General features: G+C 70.0%; 12 protein-coding genes. 5 read left to right on the top strand and 7 right to left on the bottom strand.

Going from position 1 to position 17,462, the window contains the following annotated elements:
- Nucleotides 1–126 precede the first annotated feature (126 nt).
- Entirely contained in the window at nt 127–2,508 is a 2,382-nt protein-coding gene (locus FH610_RS38875) for a glycoside hydrolase family 65 protein (RefSeq protein WP_139580239.1), read from the top strand.
- 37 nt (nt 2,509–2,545) lie between these two features.
- Here FH610_RS38875 and trpA read toward each other — a convergent pair whose 3' ends face one another.
- The 4 genes from trpA to FH610_RS38860 all read right to left on the bottom strand — a co-directional run bounded on the left by trpA (nt 2,546) and on the right by FH610_RS38860 (nt 5,776).
- On the bottom strand, nt 2,546–3,364 hold the full coding sequence (gene trpA / locus FH610_RS38870) for a tryptophan synthase subunit alpha (protein WP_139580238.1): 819 nt from the start codon (nt 3,362–3,364) through the stop codon (nt 2,546–2,548).
- The gene (gene trpB, locus FH610_RS38865) at nt 3,361–4,614 is read right to left on the bottom strand and encodes a tryptophan synthase subunit beta (protein WP_139580237.1); all 1,254 of its coding nucleotides are present in this window, start codon (nt 4,612–4,614) and stop codon (nt 3,361–3,363) included. The genes trpA and trpB overlap by 4 nt, the downstream gene beginning before the upstream one ends.
- A 120-nt stretch (nt 4,615–4,734) precedes the next feature.
- On the bottom strand, nt 4,735–4,899 hold the full coding sequence (trpM, locus tag FH610_RS45780) for a tryptophan biosynthesis modulator TrpM (RefSeq protein WP_396781818.1): 165 nt from the start codon (nt 4,897–4,899) through the stop codon (nt 4,735–4,737).
- Nucleotides 4,900–5,113: 214 nt separating this feature from the next.
- The gene (locus FH610_RS38860; protein ID WP_139580236.1) at nt 5,114–5,776 is read right to left on the bottom strand and encodes a DUF4097 family beta strand repeat-containing protein; all 663 of its coding nucleotides are present in this window, start codon (nt 5,774–5,776) and stop codon (nt 5,114–5,116) included.
- A gap of 353 nt (nt 5,777–6,129) precedes the next feature.
- On the opposite strand from FH610_RS38860, the gene FH610_RS38855 reads away from it, so the two are divergent.
- The 4 genes from FH610_RS38855 to FH610_RS38840 all read left to right on the top strand — a co-directional run bounded on the left by FH610_RS38855 (nt 6,130) and on the right by FH610_RS38840 (nt 9,271).
- A complete protein-coding gene (locus FH610_RS38855) occupies nt 6,130–6,543 on the top strand; it encodes a TOBE domain-containing protein (RefSeq protein WP_139580235.1) in 414 nt (137 codons plus the stop codon).
- 9 nt (nt 6,544–6,552) lie between these two features.
- Nucleotides 6,553–7,362 (top strand): molybdate ABC transporter substrate-binding protein, encoded by an 810-nt coding sequence (gene modA / locus FH610_RS38850; RefSeq protein ID WP_139580234.1) that lies wholly within the window; start codon nt 6,553–6,555, stop codon nt 7,360–7,362.
- A gap of 110 nt (nt 7,363–7,472) precedes the next feature.
- The gene (locus FH610_RS38845) at nt 7,473–8,234 is read left to right on the top strand and encodes an ABC transporter permease (protein WP_139580273.1); all 762 of its coding nucleotides are present in this window, start codon (nt 7,473–7,475) and stop codon (nt 8,232–8,234) included.
- Nucleotides 8,231–9,271, top strand: coding sequence for an ABC transporter ATP-binding protein (locus FH610_RS38840; RefSeq protein WP_240809451.1), 1,041 nt, complete (start codon nt 8,231–8,233; stop codon nt 9,269–9,271). Before FH610_RS38845 ends, FH610_RS38840 begins: the two co-directional genes overlap by 4 nt.
- A 56-nt stretch (nt 9,272–9,327) precedes the next feature.
- On the opposite strand, the gene FH610_RS38835 is transcribed toward FH610_RS38840, so the two are convergent.
- The 3 genes from FH610_RS38835 to FH610_RS38825 form a co-directional block, all read right to left on the bottom strand.
- A complete protein-coding gene (locus FH610_RS38835) occupies nt 9,328–13,563 on the bottom strand; it encodes a bifunctional nitrate reductase/sulfite reductase flavoprotein subunit alpha (RefSeq protein ID WP_139580232.1) in 4,236 nt (1,411 codons plus the stop codon).
- Between the two features lie 654 nt (nt 13,564–14,217).
- Nucleotides 14,218–15,723 carry a non-reducing end alpha-L-arabinofuranosidase family hydrolase gene (locus FH610_RS38830; protein WP_139580231.1) on the bottom strand — a complete coding sequence of 502 codons (1,506 nt, stop codon included), beginning with the start codon at nt 15,721–15,723 and terminating at the stop codon, nt 14,218–14,220.
- 769 nt (nt 15,724–16,492) lie between these two features.
- Nucleotides 16,493–17,335, bottom strand: coding sequence for a hypothetical protein (locus FH610_RS38825; protein WP_139580230.1), 843 nt, complete (start codon nt 17,333–17,335; stop codon nt 16,493–16,495).
- Nucleotides 17,336–17,462 lie beyond the last annotated feature (127 nt).

The raw sequence follows: 17,462 nt of genomic DNA, 5'->3' as shown, positions 1-17,462 counted from the left end.
GGGCCGAGGGAGCAGAGGACACGGCCGAGACGTAACGCGGCGCCGAATGCCGGACATCGCGTCAGAGTGCAGTTGCCGGGTTGGAACGCCGCTCGGGTTGAGCGGGCGGGCCCAGGAGGAGCTGCGTTGAATCCGTGGTCACTGGCGTACGAGGGGTTCGATCCCTGTCACGAAGGGCTGCGCGAGGCCCTGTGCACGCTGGGCAACGGCCGATTCGCCACGCGAGGCGCGGCACCCGAAGCCGAGGCCGATGCCGTCCACTACCCGGGGACGTACGTCGCCGGGTGCTACGACCGGCTCACCTCGAACGTCGCGGGCCACCGGCTGACCAACGAGGACATGGTCAACCTGCCGAACTGGCTGCCCCTGACCTTCGCGACACCCGGCTCCGAATGGTTCTCCCCGAGCACGGCGGACCTGCTCCGGTATCGGCAGGAGTTGGACATGCGCCACGCCGTCCTGCACCGGCTGATCCGCTTCCGGGACACCCAGGGCCGTATCACGTCGGTACGGCAGCGCCGTCTGGTCTCCATGGCCGACCCGTACCTGGCCGCTCTGGAGACGACCTTCACGGCCGAGAACTGGTCGGGGCCTCTTCGCGTACGCGCCGGGCTGGACGGCCGCGTGGCCAACACGGGAGTGGCCCGATACCGCGACCTGCGTGGCGACCATTTGACACAGCACGCGACGGGGGCCGAAGGACACCTGGCATGGCTTCGGGCACGGACCCGGTCCGCCGGTGTCGAGGTCGTCCTGGCCTCGCGAGTCGGCACCTCCTCCAACAGTGGAGGCGGGCCCGAGGTCGACCGACACGACGACCACGTCATGGAGACACGCGTGCTGCGCTTGGAACGGGGCCACCCTGTCACGGTCGTCAAGACGGTCGCGCTCACCACATCGCGCGATCTCGCCGTCGCCGATGCGACCTCCGCCGCGCTGCGGCGGGCCGAACTCGCGCCGGGGTTCGGCGAACTGCTGAAACAGCACGAGATCGCCTGGCGTGACCTGTGGGAACGGGCCCGGCTGGAGGTGACGGGCCCGCGCGTCCAGCGGGACATCCGCCTGAACACCTTCCACCTGCTGCAGACCCTGTCGCCGCACACCGCCGGCCTCGACGCGGGTGTGCCCGCACGTGGCCTGCACGGCGAGGCGTATCGGGGGCATGTGTTCTGGGACGAGCTGTTCGTGCTGCCCTGGCTGACCCTGCGGTTCCCGGATATCGCCCGCGGTGTGCTTCGCTATCGCCTGCGGCGGCTTCCGGAGGCCCGGGCCGCCGCTCGCGCCGCGGGCCTGCGCGGGGCGATGTTCCCCTGGCAGAGCGGCAGCGACGGCCGCGACGAGACCCCGCGGTTCCACCTCAACCCCCGCTCCGGCCGGTGGACACCTGACCACACCTACCTGCAGCGGCACGTCGGGCTGGCCATCGCCTACAACGCCTGGCAGCACTACGCGATCACCGGCGACATGGAGTTCCTCGCGGGGACGGGCGCCTGCCTTCTGGTCGAGATCGCCCGCTTCTTCGCCTCGCTGGCCCGGCTCAACCCCGTGTCGGGCCGCTACGAGATCCAGGGCGTGATGGGGCCGGACGAGTACCACGACGGCTATCCCGGCGCGGCGTCCCCGGGCCTGGACAACAACGCGTACACCAACATCATGACGGTGTGGCTGCTGCTGCGCGCTCGTCAGGCGCTCGACCTGATGCCGCAACGCGCGCGGGAGGATCTGCGCCGCCGTCTCGGCCTGACGGACGTGGAGACCGAGCGCTGGGAGGAGATCACCCGGCGGATGCGCGTGGACTTCCACGATGGCGTCATCAGCCAGTTCACGGGGTACGAGCGACTGGCGGAGCTGGACTGGGATCGTTATCGCGGCGTGCGGCGGCTGGACCGTGCGCTGGAGGCCGACAACGACAGTGCCAACCGCTATCGGGCGTCGAAGCAGGCCGACGTGCTCATGCTGTTCTACCTGCTCACGGCCCGGGAGGTGCGGCAGATCCTCGACCGGCTGGGCTATCCGGCGGCACCGGGCCTGACCCGGCGCACCATCCGCTACTACCTCTCCCGCACCTGCCACGGTTCGACCCTGAGTGCCGTGGTGCACGCCTGGGTGCTGGCGCGATCGGACCGCACCGGCTCATGGCGATTCTTCACCGAGACGCTGACCGGCGACATCACCGACGTACAGGGAGGAACCACCGCCGAGGGGGTCCACCTGGGCGCCATGGCCGGCACGCTGGACCTGGTCCAGCGCTGCTACCTGGACCTCGAGGCCAGGCCCGACGGCCTGCACCTGAATCCGGTGCTCCCCGAACAGCTCACCACGCTGTCGCTGTGCCTCCGCTACCGAGGTGCGGAACTCGCCATCGAGGCCGATCCCACCCGAGTGCGGATCACCCGGGCCGATGACGGCCCTACCGGCCTGGATTTCGTGGTGCACGGCCACCACGCCCGGCTTCGGCGCGGCGACAGCCGTACCTTCCCCCTCCCGGAACGCAAGCGCGACGAGTGACCGGCGGCACGGGCACGCGCCATCACACCCACGCCGATCAATCCGCGTGCCGACGGGTCGCACGGCTCAGTTCGGCGGTGAGTTCCGCCACGATCGCGGTTCCCGCGGCGGCATCGGGTGCGTCGAGGACGGCCTTGACCAGTACGGACGCGACGATCACGCCGTCGGCGAAGCGAGCCACCCGGGCAGCCTGCGCAGCGTCGGAAATCCCGATTCCGACGCAGACGGGGAGTTCGGTGGTCGCCCTGATGCGCCGCACCAGCGAGCCGGCGGCGGTGCTGACAGCGTCCCGGGCGCCGGTGACCCCCATCAGCGATGAGGCGTAGACGAACCCTGTTCCTGCCGCGGTGAGTTCCCGCAGGCGTTCGTCGGTGGTGCTCGGCGCGGCCACGAAGACGGTGGCGAGGCCGTGCCTGGCCGCGGTTTCGCGCCACAGCGCGGACTCCTGCACGGGCAGGTCGGGAAAGATGCATCCTGCGCCGCCTGCCTCGGCCAGCTCGCTGCCGAAGCGCTCGGCGCCGTACTTGTCGATCGGGTTCCAGTAGGACATGACCAGGACTGGCTTGCCGGTGGCCTGGTATGCCTCTCGCACGGTGCGGATGACGTCGGCGATCCGGACGCCGGCGCGCAGGGCGATGTCGTCGGCGGCCTGGATCACCGGGCCGTCGAGTACCGGGTCGCTGTGCGGCAGGCCGATCTCGACGATGTCGGCTCCGCTGTTCAGCATTGCCTTGGTCGCGGCGATGCCGTCGTCGACGGTCGGAAAGCCGGCTGTCATGTACGTGATGAGCGCGGCCCGGTTCTCTCGCCTCGCCCGGGCCAGCGTGTCGGCCAGAAGCCGCAGGTTTCCGCTCACTTCTGCGCCCCCTCTGCCCTGGCCGCGTCGGCGTCCCGCTCGAAGTACCGTGCGGCGGTCTCCATGTCCTTGTCGCCCCGGCCCGACAGGTTCACCAGGATCAGCCCGTCCGGTCCGAGTTCGGTGCCGACTTCGATGGCGCCGGCGAGTGCGTGGGCGCTCTCTATCGCCGGGATGATGCCCTCAGTCGACGCGAGCAGCCGGAAGGCCCGCATCGCGGCGGCGTCGGTGACCGGGAGGTATTCGCCGCGGCCGGTGTCGTGAAGGTATGCGTGCTCCGGTCCGACGCCCGGATAGTCGAGCCCGGCCGAGATCGACCAGGGCTCGGTGATCTGGCCTTCATCGTCCTGCAGCACGTAGGAGCGCGAGCCGTGCAGGATGCCGGGCTCACCCGCCGAGAGCGTGGCCGCGTGCTTCCCGGTCTCCACCCCGTGCCCGGCGGCCTCGCAGCCGATGAGACGTACATCCGTGTCCGGGAGGAAAGCGTGGAACAGGCCGATGGCGTTGGATCCGCCTCCGACGCACGCGATCGCGGCATCGGGCAGGCGGCCGGCTCGCTCGATGATCTGACGGCGGGCCTCGACGCCGATGACGCGCTGGAAATCGCGGATCATGGCGGGGAAGGGATGGGGTCCGGCGACGGTGCCGAAGATGTAGTGCGTGGTCTCGACGTTCGCGACCCAGTCCCGGAACGTCTCGTTGATGGCGTCCTTGAGGGTACGGGAGCCAGAGGTGACCGGTATCACCGTGGCGCCGAGCATTCTCATCCGTGCCACGTTGACCGCCTGCCGGCGGATGTCGGTTTCCCCCATGTAGATGGTGCATTCCAGGCCGAACAGCGCGGATGCCGTCGCGGTCGCCACTCCGTGCTGGCCGGCTCCCGTCTCGGCGATGACGCGCGGCTTGCCCATCCGCCTGGTCAGCAGGGCCTGCCCGAGCACGTTGTTGATCTTATGCGAGCCGGTGTGGTTGAGGTCTTCGCGTTTGAGGAACACGCGTGCGCCGCCGGCGTGCCTGGCGAATCCGGGGACTTCGGTGAGCGCGCTCGGACGCCCTGCGTAGTGGGCGAGCAGTTGCTCGAACTCCGCGGCGAACCCGGGATCCGTCTTGGCCCTCTCGTACTCGACGGCGACCTCGTCCACGGCGGCGACGAGCGCCTCCGGGATGAACTTGCCGCCGAACGCACCGAAATAGCCGTCCCCACTGGGGGATCCGCCCGGCAACGCCGGGAAGAAGAATTTGCTGTTCATCGCACAAACGCTCCTGGCACGGGCTACGCCCGGCTCTAGGTGGCTGGTAAGGAAGCTTGAGTAAGCCTCGTCGTCCCGGATTCTGGGCGGGAACGACGGAGCCGAGGAGAGCGATCTCGCTCAGATACCTCGCACGGCACGGGGGGTGCCGGACCACCGCGTCCCGTTCACCTGACCAGCCTCGGCGCCAAGCACATACCGCACCTTGCGGCCGAGCACACGCCGCGCCGGGGCCCGGCAACCGCGCGGCCGGCACCCAGGGGCGAGGCGGATGGCGATGGACACAGCAGGATGCTATCCCACGGCCCGGGGCCGGGCCACGGTGCGGCCACGGTGCGGCCCCGGTGCGGCCCCGGTGCGGCCCCGGTGCGGCCGCGGGCCCCGGCCATCCGGCCGCGGGCCCCGGCCATCCGGCCGCGGGACCGGGGCCGACCCGGCCGGCCTCCGCTGCGGCCCCTGAGCGCTTCGTCGAGTAGTGACAGTCCGTGGAGGCTGCGGGTCACAGGCTGCGGGCGGTGATGTCACCGTCGGAGGTGGTGGCGTGGATGTCGAGTTCGGCGGTGCCGTCGTTCTTGAGGGCGTTCGTGATGCGGCCGTGGGTGGTGCCGGCGTCCAGGGCCGCCGAGACTCCGCCGGCAGCGGCGATCGAGATGTCGCCGGACTGGGTGCGGAGCACGACCTTGCCGCCGGTGGCCTCGGCGATCCGGATGTCGCCCCGTGCGGTGCTGATCTCCGCGGGGCCGCCCAGCCGGCCGACCTCGACGTCGCCGTCGGTCGCGGTGAGGCGGAGGCTTGCGGTCTCGTCGAGCTTGATCTGGCGGTACGCGCCTTCGAAGGCGACGTCGCCGAGGCGGCCGACGGTCCGGAGTTCGGCGCTGGCCGTCTTCGCCTCGATCTGGGAACCGGCGGGCAGTTCGACCGTCACGTCGATGGATCCGGAGGGGCCGAGGTACTGGTTCTTCACCGAGGTCTCGATCCGCAGGACGCCGTCGGCGTATTCGACCGTGGTCTGCTCGCCCGCCTTCACGTCGCGGCTCTTCGAGGCGTTCGTGGGCCGGACCTCGACCGCGGTGTCGGCCCGGTCGGCGGCGATGAACTGGACGCGTCCCGCGGGGATGTCCAGGACGGCGGAGATCGGGGCGGGGGTGTCGAACTTCTGCATCGTGTGCTCCTTGTGTTGTGTTCTTTCGATATCCACCATCGCCGACCGCTCTGATACCGGGCTGTCGCCGTCCTGACACCGCCGCTGACATGCGGGGCTGGACACCCGGCCGGGCCCGGCAGCAGTAGCGGTGAGGCGGCGGTGGCCGTGGGGGTGAGCGTGGGGGGAGTGAGCGTGGTCAGCGGCGCGGCCGTGAGCGCCGACGTGGCGCCTCAGCGGCGCGCGGAGCCCGCGCCCATGGCGAGCGTGTTATACGGTCTCGTGAATGCCATGAGAACAACGGAGATCGACCCGCTGTTGCGGTTGAAGAAAGGTATTCAGGCTGGAATGTGCGAGAGATAAGGTGAGGGTCTGTGACGACGTTTCGGATCAGCGAGGCCGCCACGTTGCTCGGGGTCAGCTCCGACACCGTCCGCCGGTGGGTGGACGCGGGCCGGCTGGCCGCGGTACGGGACGAGCACGGCCACCGGCAGATCAGCGGGGCCGACCTGGCCGCCTTCGCCCGGTCGCAGGTCGAGACGACCGGCGACGGCAGGCGGTCCTCGGCGCGTAACCGCTTTCGCGGGATCGTCACCGAGGTCATCAGGGACGCGGTGATGGCCCAGGTGGAGATCGCCGCCGGGCCGTTTCGGGTGGTGTCGCTGATGAGCCGGCAGGCCGCCGACGAGCTGGGTCTGGAGGCAGGGGTGGTGGCGGTCGCCGTGATCAAGTCCACCAACGTCGTCGTCGAGATTCCCGGCCATGAGCGCGTGGCCACGACTCCATGAGGAGCTCCCTTGGTGTTCAGGCGCCTTTCGCGATGGGCGGTCGCCGTGCCCGTCGCGCTGGTGATCGCCGGGCTGTCCGGTTGCGGCTCAAGTGATACGGCCGGGTCCACGTCTTCCGCTCCCGCTTCGACCTCGGCCGCGGCAGGGGCGAAGGACGTGAACGTGTTCGCGGCCGCGTCGCTGACCGGGACGTTCACCGAGCTCGGCAAGGCCTTCGAGGCCGCCCACCCGGGTGCGACGGTGAAGTTCAACTTCGGTTCCAGCGCGACGCTGGCCCAGCAGATCGTCCAGGGAGCTCCGGCCGACGTGTTCGCCGCCGCCAGTCCGGCCACGATGAAGACCGTCACCGACGCGTCGCTGGCGAGCGGGCCGACCACCTTCGTGCGGAACAGGCTGGAGATCGCCGTCCCGAAGGACAACCCGGCCAAGGTGGACGAGCTGAAGGACCTGACCGATCCCAAGGTGAAGGTGGCGTTGTGCGCCGAGCAGGTGCCGTGCGGGGCGGCGGCGGTCAAGGCGCTGGACGCGGCCGGGCTGAAGGTCACGCCGGTCACCTTGGAGCAGGACGTCAAGGCCACGCTGACCAAGGTCGAGCTGGGCGAGGTGGACGCCGCCCTGGTCTACACGACCGACGTGATCGCCGCGGCGGGCAAGGTGCAGGGCATCGCCTTTCCCGAGGCGGACAAGGCGATCAACGACTATCCGATCGCGACCTTGTCGAAGGCTCCCGCCGGCGACCTGGCCGAGCAGTTCGTCGATCTCGTGCTGTCGCGGCAGGGCGCGGACGTGCTGACCAAGGCCGGCTTCGAGGCCCCCTGATCCGGATGAACTCCTCGCAGGCGCGGCGCCCCGGCCGCTCAGACACACCCGGCGGCGGTGCGGCCGGCCACTCGGCCGCCCGCCGTGCGGTCTCCGGCCGTCTGCCGTGGATGCTGGTGCTACCGGCTGTGGTGGGGCTGGCCTTCCTGGTGCTGCCGCTGGCCGGGCTGCTGATCCGGGCGCCCTGGTCCACGCTGCTCCAGCGGCTGGCCGAGCCGCAGGTGCTGGAGGCGCTGCGGCTGTCGCTGGTGTGCGCCACCGCCGCCACGGCCGTCTGCGTGCTGTTCGGGGTGCCGCTGGCCTGGCTGCTGGCCCGGCTCGAGTTCCCGGGCCGGCGGGTGGTGCGGGCTCTGGTGACCGTGCCGCTGGTCCTGCCGCCGGTGGTGGGCGGTGTGGCGCTGCTGCTGGTGCTGGGGCGGCGCGGGCTGATCGGGCAGTGGCTGGAGTCCGCGTTCGGGATCACGCTGCCCTTCACGACCATCGGCGTGATCGTCGCCGAGGCGTTCGTGGCCATGCCGTTCCTGGTGATCAGCGTCGAGGGGGCGCTGCGCGCCGCTGATCGGCGGTTCGAGGAGGCCGCCGCCACGCTGGGCGCCTCCCGCTGGACCGTCTTCCGGCGGGTCACCCTGCCGCTCATCATGCCCGGCGTCGTGGCCGGAGCGGTGCTGTGCTGGGCACGGGCGCTCGGTGAGTTCGGCGCCACCATCACCTTCGCCGGCAACTTCCCCGGCACCACCCGCACGATGCCGCTGGCGGTTTATCTGGCGCTGGAGACCGAGCCGGACGCGGCCATCGTGCTCAGCCTCGTCCTGCTGGCCGTCTCGGTGGTCATCCTGGCCAGTCTGCGCGATCGGTGGGTGAACAGCCCGTGAGCACCGACGGCCTGCGGGCGACCCTGGTCGTCCGCCGATCCGCCTTCACCCTGGACATCACGCTCGACGTCGCACCAGGAGAGGTCGTCGCGCTGCTCGGGCCGAACGGCGCGGGCAAGACCACCGCGCTGCGCGCCCTGGCCGGGCTGACCGCCATGTCCGGCGGGCACATCAGCCTGGACGGCCGGCCGCTGCACACCGCGCCCCCCGAGCAGCGCCCGGTCGGCGTGGTCTTCCAGGACTACCTGCTTTTCCCGCACCTGTCCGCGCTCGACAACGTCGCCTTCGGACCGCGCTGCCAGGGCGTCCCCAAGGCCGAGGCGCGCCGCGTCGCCGCGGCACTGCTGGAGCGCGTCGGCCTGGCCGACCGGGCGGCGGCCAAGCCCCGCCAGCTCTCCGGTGGGCAGGCACAGCGCGTCGCCCTCGCCCGGGCGCTGGCCGTACGGCCCCGGCTGATGCTGCTGGACGAGCCGCTGGCCGCGCTGGACGCGCACACCCGGCTGGAGATCCGCTCCCAGCTCCGCCGCCACCTGGCCGGCTTCGACGGCGCCACCGTGCTGGTCACCCACGACCCGCTCGATGCCATGGTGCTGGCCGACCGGCTGATCGTCATCGAGTCCGGCGGCATCGTCCAGCAGGGCACCCCCGCGGAGGTCGCCCGCCGCCCGCGCACCGACTACGTCGCCCGCCTCGTCGGGCTCAACCTCTACCGAGGGCTCGGCGACGGCGCCCGGGTCAAGGTCGGCCAACTGCTGCTGCACACCTCCGAACCGCTCGACGGCCCCGCGTTCGTGGCCTTCTCGCCCGCCGCCGTGGCCCTCTACCGCACCCGCCCCGACGGCAGCCCCCGCAACCTGTGGCAGGCCACGATCGGCGGCATCGAGCGGCACGGCGACAACGTCCGCGTCCACCTCGACGGCCCGATCACCGCCTTCGCCGACATCACCCCCGCCGCCCTGGCCGACCTCCAGCTGAGCCCGGGCCGGCGGATCTGGGCCTCGGTCAAGGCCACCGAGACCCACGCCTATCCGGCATGAGCAGGCCCCCGGCGGACGACCGCCATCGATCACCGTGATCGCCGTCCCTTGCCGGGTCAGTACACGTCGCGTACGTAGCGTTTGGCGGCGGCGAGTTGCTTGACGTAGGCGGCGGCGTCCTCCGCTGACAGGCCGCCGTGGTGGGCCGCGATGGCACGCAACGTCTGGTCGACGTCCTTGGCCATCCGGCTGGCGTCGCCGCACACGTACACGCGGGCGCCCTCCTGGAGCCAGGCCCACAGCCGGCCGCCGTGTTCACGCATGCGGTCCTGGACGTAGATCTTGGCGCGCTGGTCGCGGGAGAAGGCGAGGTCGAGGCGGGTGAGTAGCCCGTCGTCGCGGAGCGCGGTCAGCTCGTCGCGGTAGTAGAAGTCGGTGGCGCGGCGCTGTTCGCCGAAGAAGAGCCAGTTGCGGCCGCGGTGCCCCAGAGCGCGGCGTTCGTCGAGGAAACCGAGGAAGGGGGCGACGCCCGTGCCGGGACCGATCATGATCACGGGGGTGGCGGGGTCGGAGGGTGGCCGGAAGTGGGTGGTGGGCTGGACGTAGACGGGAACGGATGCGTCCTGTGCGCTGTCGGCCAGGTACGCCGAGCAGGCGCCGCTCCGTAGGACGCCGCGCGTGTTGGCGAAACGGACCACCGAGACGGTCAGGCGTATCTGCTCGGGGCTGGTCAGGGGGCTGGAGGAGATGGAGTACAGCCGCGGCTGCAGCCTCTTGAGGACGCCGGCCCATTCCTGCGCCGTGGCGCGGACCGGCAGGCCGGCGACGACGTCGATGGCCTGGCGGCCCCACACCCACTTGTCCAGCTCGCCCTTGTTGCCCGGGCGGAGGATGCGGGCCAGGTCACGGTCGCGGCTGCGTTCGGCGACGAACCTCAGCAGGCCGGAACTGATTCTCGTGATGTCGAGGTGGCGGTGCAGGGCCTGGCCGAACGGCAGGATGCCGAGGCCGGGGAGTTCGACGTCGTCGACGGGGCTCAGACCGGTCACGGCCAGCCATTCCATGACCAGGTCGGCTCCGTTGACCGGCATCACGCCGAGGGCGTCTCCGGCCTGGTAGGTCAGTTCGCCGCCGGTGTCGAAGGTGAATTGGCGCACCTCCTTGGCGGAGCCGGACAGGCTGAGCAGCCGGTTGCCGGAGAGCGTCGCGGTGAAAGGGGAGGCTTTGCCGTACCGGGCCGATGCGGGGGGAGCGGACGGCTCGGCGAGCACGGCCGCGGCGGCTCCGGGCTCGCGCGCCGCGGGGGTGGTCCCGCCGGTGCCGGACAGGGCGTCGAGGACCTGTTCGAGCCAGCCCAGGGCACGCTCGTGCTCGTCGGCTTCGCAGTCCACACGAGCGACCAGACGTACGGCCCCGAGCTCCGCCAGACGCCGGTCGAGCCGCCGCCCGTGCCCGCAGAAGTCGTCGTAGCTGGAGTCGCCGAAGGCGAGCACGGCATAGCGCACCCCGTCCAGCCGGGGCGCCCCGGCATCGGAGAGGGCCTCCCAGAAGGTCGTGCCGTTGTCCGGTGCATCCCCATCGCCGAACGTGCTGGAGATGACGAGCACGTCCGCCTCCGCCGGCAACGCGGCCGGTAAGCAGTCGGCCATGCTGACCAGCCGGGGGCTGCGGCCGGCCTCGGCGAGGCGGCGGGCGCCCGCCGAGGCGAACTCCTCGGCGTTGCCGGTCTGTGAGGCCCACAGGATGACGATCTCGCGCGCCGGGCTCTCGGGATCACGGTTCTCGGGCGGCGGTCCCGTCACCGGAGCGGGGGAGCGAGAGAAGGCGCCGGCGAGGGCTCCATTGATCCACAGCGCGTGGTCGGGGTCGATGGGTGCGTGGTCCGGCAGGACGGGGACGTCCGCGCCGGGAAGCGGTGAGAGCGTGAGGCCGGACAGGAACCCGGACAGGTAACGGCGCTCCCGCGTGCCGAGGTCCGGTGGAGCCTGGTCGGCCAGCCCGAACAGTGCGGACAGCGCCGCCACCGTCGCGGAACGGTCGTGATCGGCGAGGATCTGCGCGCCGGCAGAGACCTGACCGCCCTGCCCGGGCTTCGCCGGAGGGGGAGCAGCCTGCGACGAGCCGTGTGCGGCGAGGGCCGGAGCCGGTCTCGGGGCCGCCGCTCCGGCGGGAACCCTGGCGAGGGAGACGGCGCACACCTTCAACTCGGGCTGGAACGAGACCGGATCCACGGCGTCGCTGGTGACGGCGTTGACACTGAGGTACTCGCCGAACAGATCGTTCCAGTGGAACGGCGCGAAACAGTTGCCCGGCATGACCCGGTCCGTGACGACGGCGGGCAGGACGGCCCGGCCACGCCGGGAGGAGATCGCCACCAGGTCGCCTTCACCGATCCCGTGCTCGGCGGCGTCCAGTGGGTTGATCTCGACGAACGGCCCGGGACTGAGCTTGTTGAGCTTGGCGACCTTGCCGGTCTTGGTCAGCGTGTGCCACTGGTGCTGCAGCCGCCCGGTGTTGAGCACGAACGGGAAGTCGTCGTCGGGCAGCTCGGCGGCGGGCAGGTGGGGGCGCGGGAAGAAGACGGCCCGGCCGTCCGATGTCGCGAAGGCCAGCCGAGGACCGCCGCCGTCGTCCCCGGTGAGCAGCGTACGGCTGCGGCCGTCGTTGAGGTAGCGGACCGGATTGCGCTCGCCGGAGTCCGGAGCGGCGGGCCACTGCACGGGTGTGCGGCGCAGCCGGTCGTAGGTGACGCCGCGCAGGTCGTAACCGGTGGCCGGGTTCCAGGCCCGCTTGATCTCCTCGAAGATCTCCTCGGCGCTGTCGTACGAGAACGCCTCCTCGAATCCCATCTCGCACGCGACCCTGGCGATGATCCGCCAGTCGGGCAGCGCCTCACCGACCGGGTCGACGGCCTGCCGGAGCAAGGTGAGGTTCCGCTCGGAATTGATCATCACGCCTTCGGCCTCGGCCCACAGGGCGGCGGGCAGGACCACGTCGGCGTAGGAGTTGGTCTCGGTGGCGGCGAAGACGTCCTGGGTGACGACGAACTCGGCGGCCTCCAGCCCGGCGATGACGGTCTTGCGGTTGGCGACGCTGGCCACGGGGTTGGTGCAGATGATCCAGCACGCCTTGATCTCGCCCGCGGCCATCCGGGAGAACATCTCGATCGTGCCCTGGCCGACGTCGGTACGCAGCGTGCCGGGCGCGATGCCCCACAGGTCCTCGACGAACCGGCGGTCCTCCTCGACCAGGACCGAGCGCTGGCCGGGCAGGCCGGGCCCCATGTAGCCCATCTCCCGGCCGCCCATCGCGTTCGGCTGGCCGGTGAGCGAGAACGGGCCGCTGCCGGGACGGCAGATCGCGCCCGTGGCCAGGTGCAGGTTGCACAGCGCGTTGGTGTTCCAGGTGCCGTGGGTGCTCTGGTTGAGTCCCATCGTCCAGCAGCTCATCCACTCGCCCGCCTCCCCGATCCACTGGGCGGCCCGGCGCAGATCGGCCTCAGGGAGGCCGGTGAGCTCGGCGACCACAGCCGGCGGATAGTCGCGCAGGAAGTCCGGCATGGCCTCCCAGCCCCGGGTGTGATCGGCGATGAACTCCTCGTCGACGTGCCCGTTCTCGACCAGCAGATGTAACAGGCCGTTCAGCAGGGCCAGGTCCGTGCCCGGCCGGATCTGCAGGAACAGGTCGGCCTTGTCGGCCGTGGGGGTGCGGCGCGGATCCACCACGATCAGCTTGGCCCCGGCCTTGACCCGGTCCATCAGGCGCAGGAACAGGATGGGATGGCAGTCGGCCATGTTCGCGCCGATGACGAAGAACACCTCGGCGCGGTCGAAGTCCTCGTACGAGCCGGGTGGGCCGTCCGAGCCCAGCGACAGTTTGTAGCCGCTGCCCGCGCTCGCCATGCACAGCCGCGAGTTCGACTCGATCTGGTTGGTGCCGACGAAGCCCTTGGCCAGCTTGTTCGCCAGATACTGCGCCTCGAGCGTCATCTGTCCGGACACGTAGAACGCCAGGGCGTCGGGCCCGTGCTCGTCCAGGATCGCGCGCAGCCTCCCGGCGGTCGCCGTGATCGCCTGGTCGATGCCCGTCTCCTCCGGCTCCGCGCCCCGGCCGGGTCTGATGAGCGCCCGCTCCAGGCGGCCGGGGGCCGCGAGCATGTCGGCGCTGGTGGCTCCCTTGGTGCACAGACGACCGGCGTTGGCCGGATGGCTCTTGTCTCCGCTGACCTTGACGACCCGGCGTCGCCCGTCCGCGCCCTGCGCCACATCAAGGACGATCCCGCAGCCGACTCCACAGTAGGAGCAGACGGTCTTCACCTGAGCGTTGGCGTTGTCCGAGCCTGTCGCCGTCATCGGCCCTTCTCCTCTACGGGGCCTGAACGCTGTCCCCGAGCAGTGGGCGCGCCGTAGCCGCAGCGGGCAGATCCAACGACGACAACGTAAGAATGAGCCGTTACGCAGATGTCACGAGCGCCGACGGCTACGGGTTACATACGGATCACCGCCGATGCCCGTTCGCCACAGCGAGAACCCGTACCGCTCGGAATCAGGCCCGGACCGGTTCGGATCCCGCGGCCGGCCTGCTGCTGGTCGAGTACGCCCACTGGCTCGAGTTCGGACTCCATGCCCGCTGGGTGAAAGCGACGATCAAGAGTGAATCGGCGCGGCTGCCCAGGATGCGGGCTCGCGTCCGGAACGCAACCTGGAGACCGTGCTCATGACTTGTGGGGACCCGCCGGAGAAGGGCATTCGGATGGGTCCGCACGCGCTCGGCTGGACGCGGGTGCCCGGCGGTCACCCGTGTCGTGATGCCGAGGCGAACTCCTCGCCCGGACAGCGGGATGATCTGGGCTGTCCGCATGACTGTGGCGGGCTCGGCCTTGCGCCGAGCCCGCCGGTCCAGGTCCACCTGGTCCTGATCGTGTGCCGTGATGGCGCTCACCCGATTCGGCATGCGCCTCTGGGGCGAGCCTCAGGAACATCCCGAGGTGGACCGGTGTGATGCCGTCAGTGCTGCAGGGTCAGCAGGCCCGGCCGGTAGGGCAGGAGACCGTAGTCGACGCCGTCGGAGCTGGGGCTGCGGCCCTGGTAGAGCAGCTGCAGGTTGCAGGGGTCGACGGTCTTGGTCTGGTCGGGGTTGTTGCGGACCAGGTCGCCGTGGCTGATGTCGTTGGTCCAGGTGGCGCCGCTGTTGGCCTTGCCGGCGAAGGGATTGCTCTCGGTCGCGGCGTTCGGCGTCCACGACCCGCTCAGGCTGTCGGCCGTGAACGAGCGGAAGTAGCGGCCCCGCGAGCCGATCGCCTCGACGAGCATGAGGTACTTGTTCTGGCCCTGGAGCTTGTAGACCTCGACCGCCTCGAACAGGTTGTTGGTCGAGTCGCTCATGACCGTCGTGTAGTTGGAGCCGAAGCTGCCCGGGAAGTTGCCGATGGGCATGCTCTGCCGGTAGATCTTGCCGTTGTCACCGGCGAAGAACAGGTACATGTTCTGGCCGTCACCGATCAGCGTCTGGTCGATCGGCCCGGTGCCCGAGCCGGAGATGCTCGCGGTGGACAGGGTCTGCTGCGCCCCCCAGCCGTTGGGGTTGGTGGGGTCGCTGGAGGTGCGGTAGGAGAAGGCGGTCCCGCCCCACTGGTAGGCCAGCACCCAGATGTTCTTGGGCGCGAAGTAGAACAGGGTGGGCGCCACGGTGCCCGAGTTCATCTTGGTCTGGGTGGCCGAGGCCATGTCGGACCAGTTGGTGAACGTGCTGAAGCCCATCGAACCCCAGCCCGACCCGGTGTCGTGCGTCGTCGCGTAGACGAGGTGCTTGCCGTTGTAGACGACGTTGGTGAAGTCCTTGAGCGAGACCCACCCCGACTTCGGGGTCGCCAGCGCGCCCGTCGAGGTCCAGCGGTACGTCGACGGAAGAGCGCACGTGCCGGTCGGCGTCACCGACGGAGACGGAGACGGGGACGGGGACGGGGACGGAGACGCGGACGGGGAACGCGTCGGCGACGCGCTGGGCGACTGCGTGGGGGAGGGGCTGGGCGAGCCCGGGCTGCCGGTGCAGGCCACACCGTTCAGGGAGAACGAGGTGGGCACCTGGGCGGAGCCGCTCGAGGAGCCGTTGAATCCGAAGTTCGTGCTGCCGCCGCTGGGAATGCTGCCGTTGTAGGAGACGTTGGTGGCGGTCACCGACGAGCCGGACTGGGTCTGGGTGGCGTTCCAGATCTGGGTGATCTGCTCGCCGGCGCCGAAGGACCAGGTGAGCCGCCAGCCGTCGACCGCGTCACCGAGGTTGTTGATGGTGACGCTGGCGTTGAAGCCGCCCGGCCAGCTCGAACTGATGGTGTAGTCGACCCGGCAGGCGACGGCGGCCTGGGCGGGCTGTGTGATCAACAGGCCGCCGGCTCCGGCCAGCAGGATCGGGATGGAGCCGATCACGAGGCCGCGGCGCGAGGCCCGCCGGGGCGGCGCCGCGGTCGTGACGGTGGAAGGACGCGGTGACCGCGCTCTCCAGGGCAGACGCATCTGTGTTCTCCTCATCATCTTTTCCGACCGCCGTCAGGGGCTGGTGCGGGTGGCGATCGGGGTGGGCACGGTGCCGTTCGCGGTGAACCCGAAGGTCGTGGAGCCGCCGACGGCGATGGAGCCGTTACAGGAAAGCGGGCACGCGAGAGTCACCCCGCGCGATCGACGCCGCGTCCCGTGATCAGGGAACGCACACCACCAGGGCGTCGCGAACGGCGGTCCTCACCGCACACCACCACATGGCAGGAGGAAGCCGCCTCGGGGACACAGCTTGGAAACCACACCGAAATGTGTCAAGTCCCCTGTGAAAGTTTCAAAGTAACGCTCCCGTCGTCACGGGCGGTGACCCCTGATAACGCCTGATGAGCCGCACGCCCGGGCTGCCGCCCCTCCCTGGGGGCGAGGTGCCGTCCTTGACGTCGCCTTTCGTCTCGTATTGGCTCCGATCGACCTGCCACCACAGCCGTCCGACAGTGAAGGAACGCGACAGGGAAGATTTGTTAGCGCTAACAACCCGCCTGGGTCATCGCCCGGCGGGCATGGCGCGGGGCGATCCGGCGGACAGACACCACGTCCCTGGAGCCGCTCTCTCGGAGAGTCACCGACAAGGAGGTTCACGACGGCACAGACGAACGCCCCGGGCGGTCGCCTTCGTCGCGTCATCACCGGCACGGTCGCGGGCCGGCCGGTGCTCGGGAGGGATACGTCGCGTGGCTGATACCCCGGACCCGCGCCGATGGATCAGCTCTGTCCGGTGCAGCCCGGTGTGCTAGGCCTCGGACGTCACCCGGGCCGCGACGATGGGCCTGGTGGCGACGGAATGGAAGGTGCTTTCGTCCGTTCCCCAGCGATACCCGTAGAAGTCACCGGTCGCGTCGGCGTACAGGACCATGAACCCGTATCCCACACCGCTGTATTCGGTGGAACCACTACTCCGCGAGTCGTCGTGACCGTCCGCGACAGGGGCGGTCCCGTGCGGGTTGCTCGTCGAGTCCACGACCTCGACCACGTATTCGGTCGTGTTCGGATCACTGTCCGTGACCACCGTGCCCGCCAGCGATCGGACCACCGGCGTGTGCCCGCTCCCCCCGCTGGCACCCGCCTCGTACTTGATCGCGATGATGTCTCCGGGCGCGAGGGAGGCCACCTTGGTGATCTTGTCCATATGGTCGACGGTGTCGGCATTGATGCGATCGTAGTATCGCGCGCTGTTGGGACTGGTACTCGCGAATTCAGTGCTGAAATATGTGCTGGTGGCCCATGAGTAAGTGTGCGCCAGAAGCTTGGTGACGAAAGGGGCACACTGACTCTCACTGGAATAGCTCGTCGGAGTTCCGGGCGTGCCCCAGGTCACGACGGAGCCGGTGCATCCGGAACCGCAATACTTGTTGTACGAAGACTCCGACGGCCAGCCGATCGAATTCAGCTCGTCCACCAGCTCTTCCGCCTCGGTGAGGTGATCCGTCACCGGTCCGGCCATCGCCACCTGGGGGGTCGACGCGAGGACGGCGAGAATGCCCGCGCCGATCGAAGTGGCCACGTTGCGAAGTCTCATGGCATCCCCACCTTTTTTCGGGTCACCTGAAAGAAAAGCAATCTCGCCCTTCATCATCAGTGTCCATGTGGGGGGGCGCAATACTTTCGCGAGACTTTCATAATCGGATCGGGTAAACCCTTGTATTGTCTCGCCTGAAAATCGGCACCGAAGGACTTTCCGCACCGGGACCATGTCGTGAACG

This window comes from Microbispora catharanthi, assembly GCF_006334915.2.
Lineage (GTDB): Bacteria > Actinomycetota > Actinomycetes > Streptosporangiales > Streptosporangiaceae > Microbispora > Microbispora catharanthi.
This window is presented reverse-complemented; position numbering and strand designations above follow the sequence as displayed.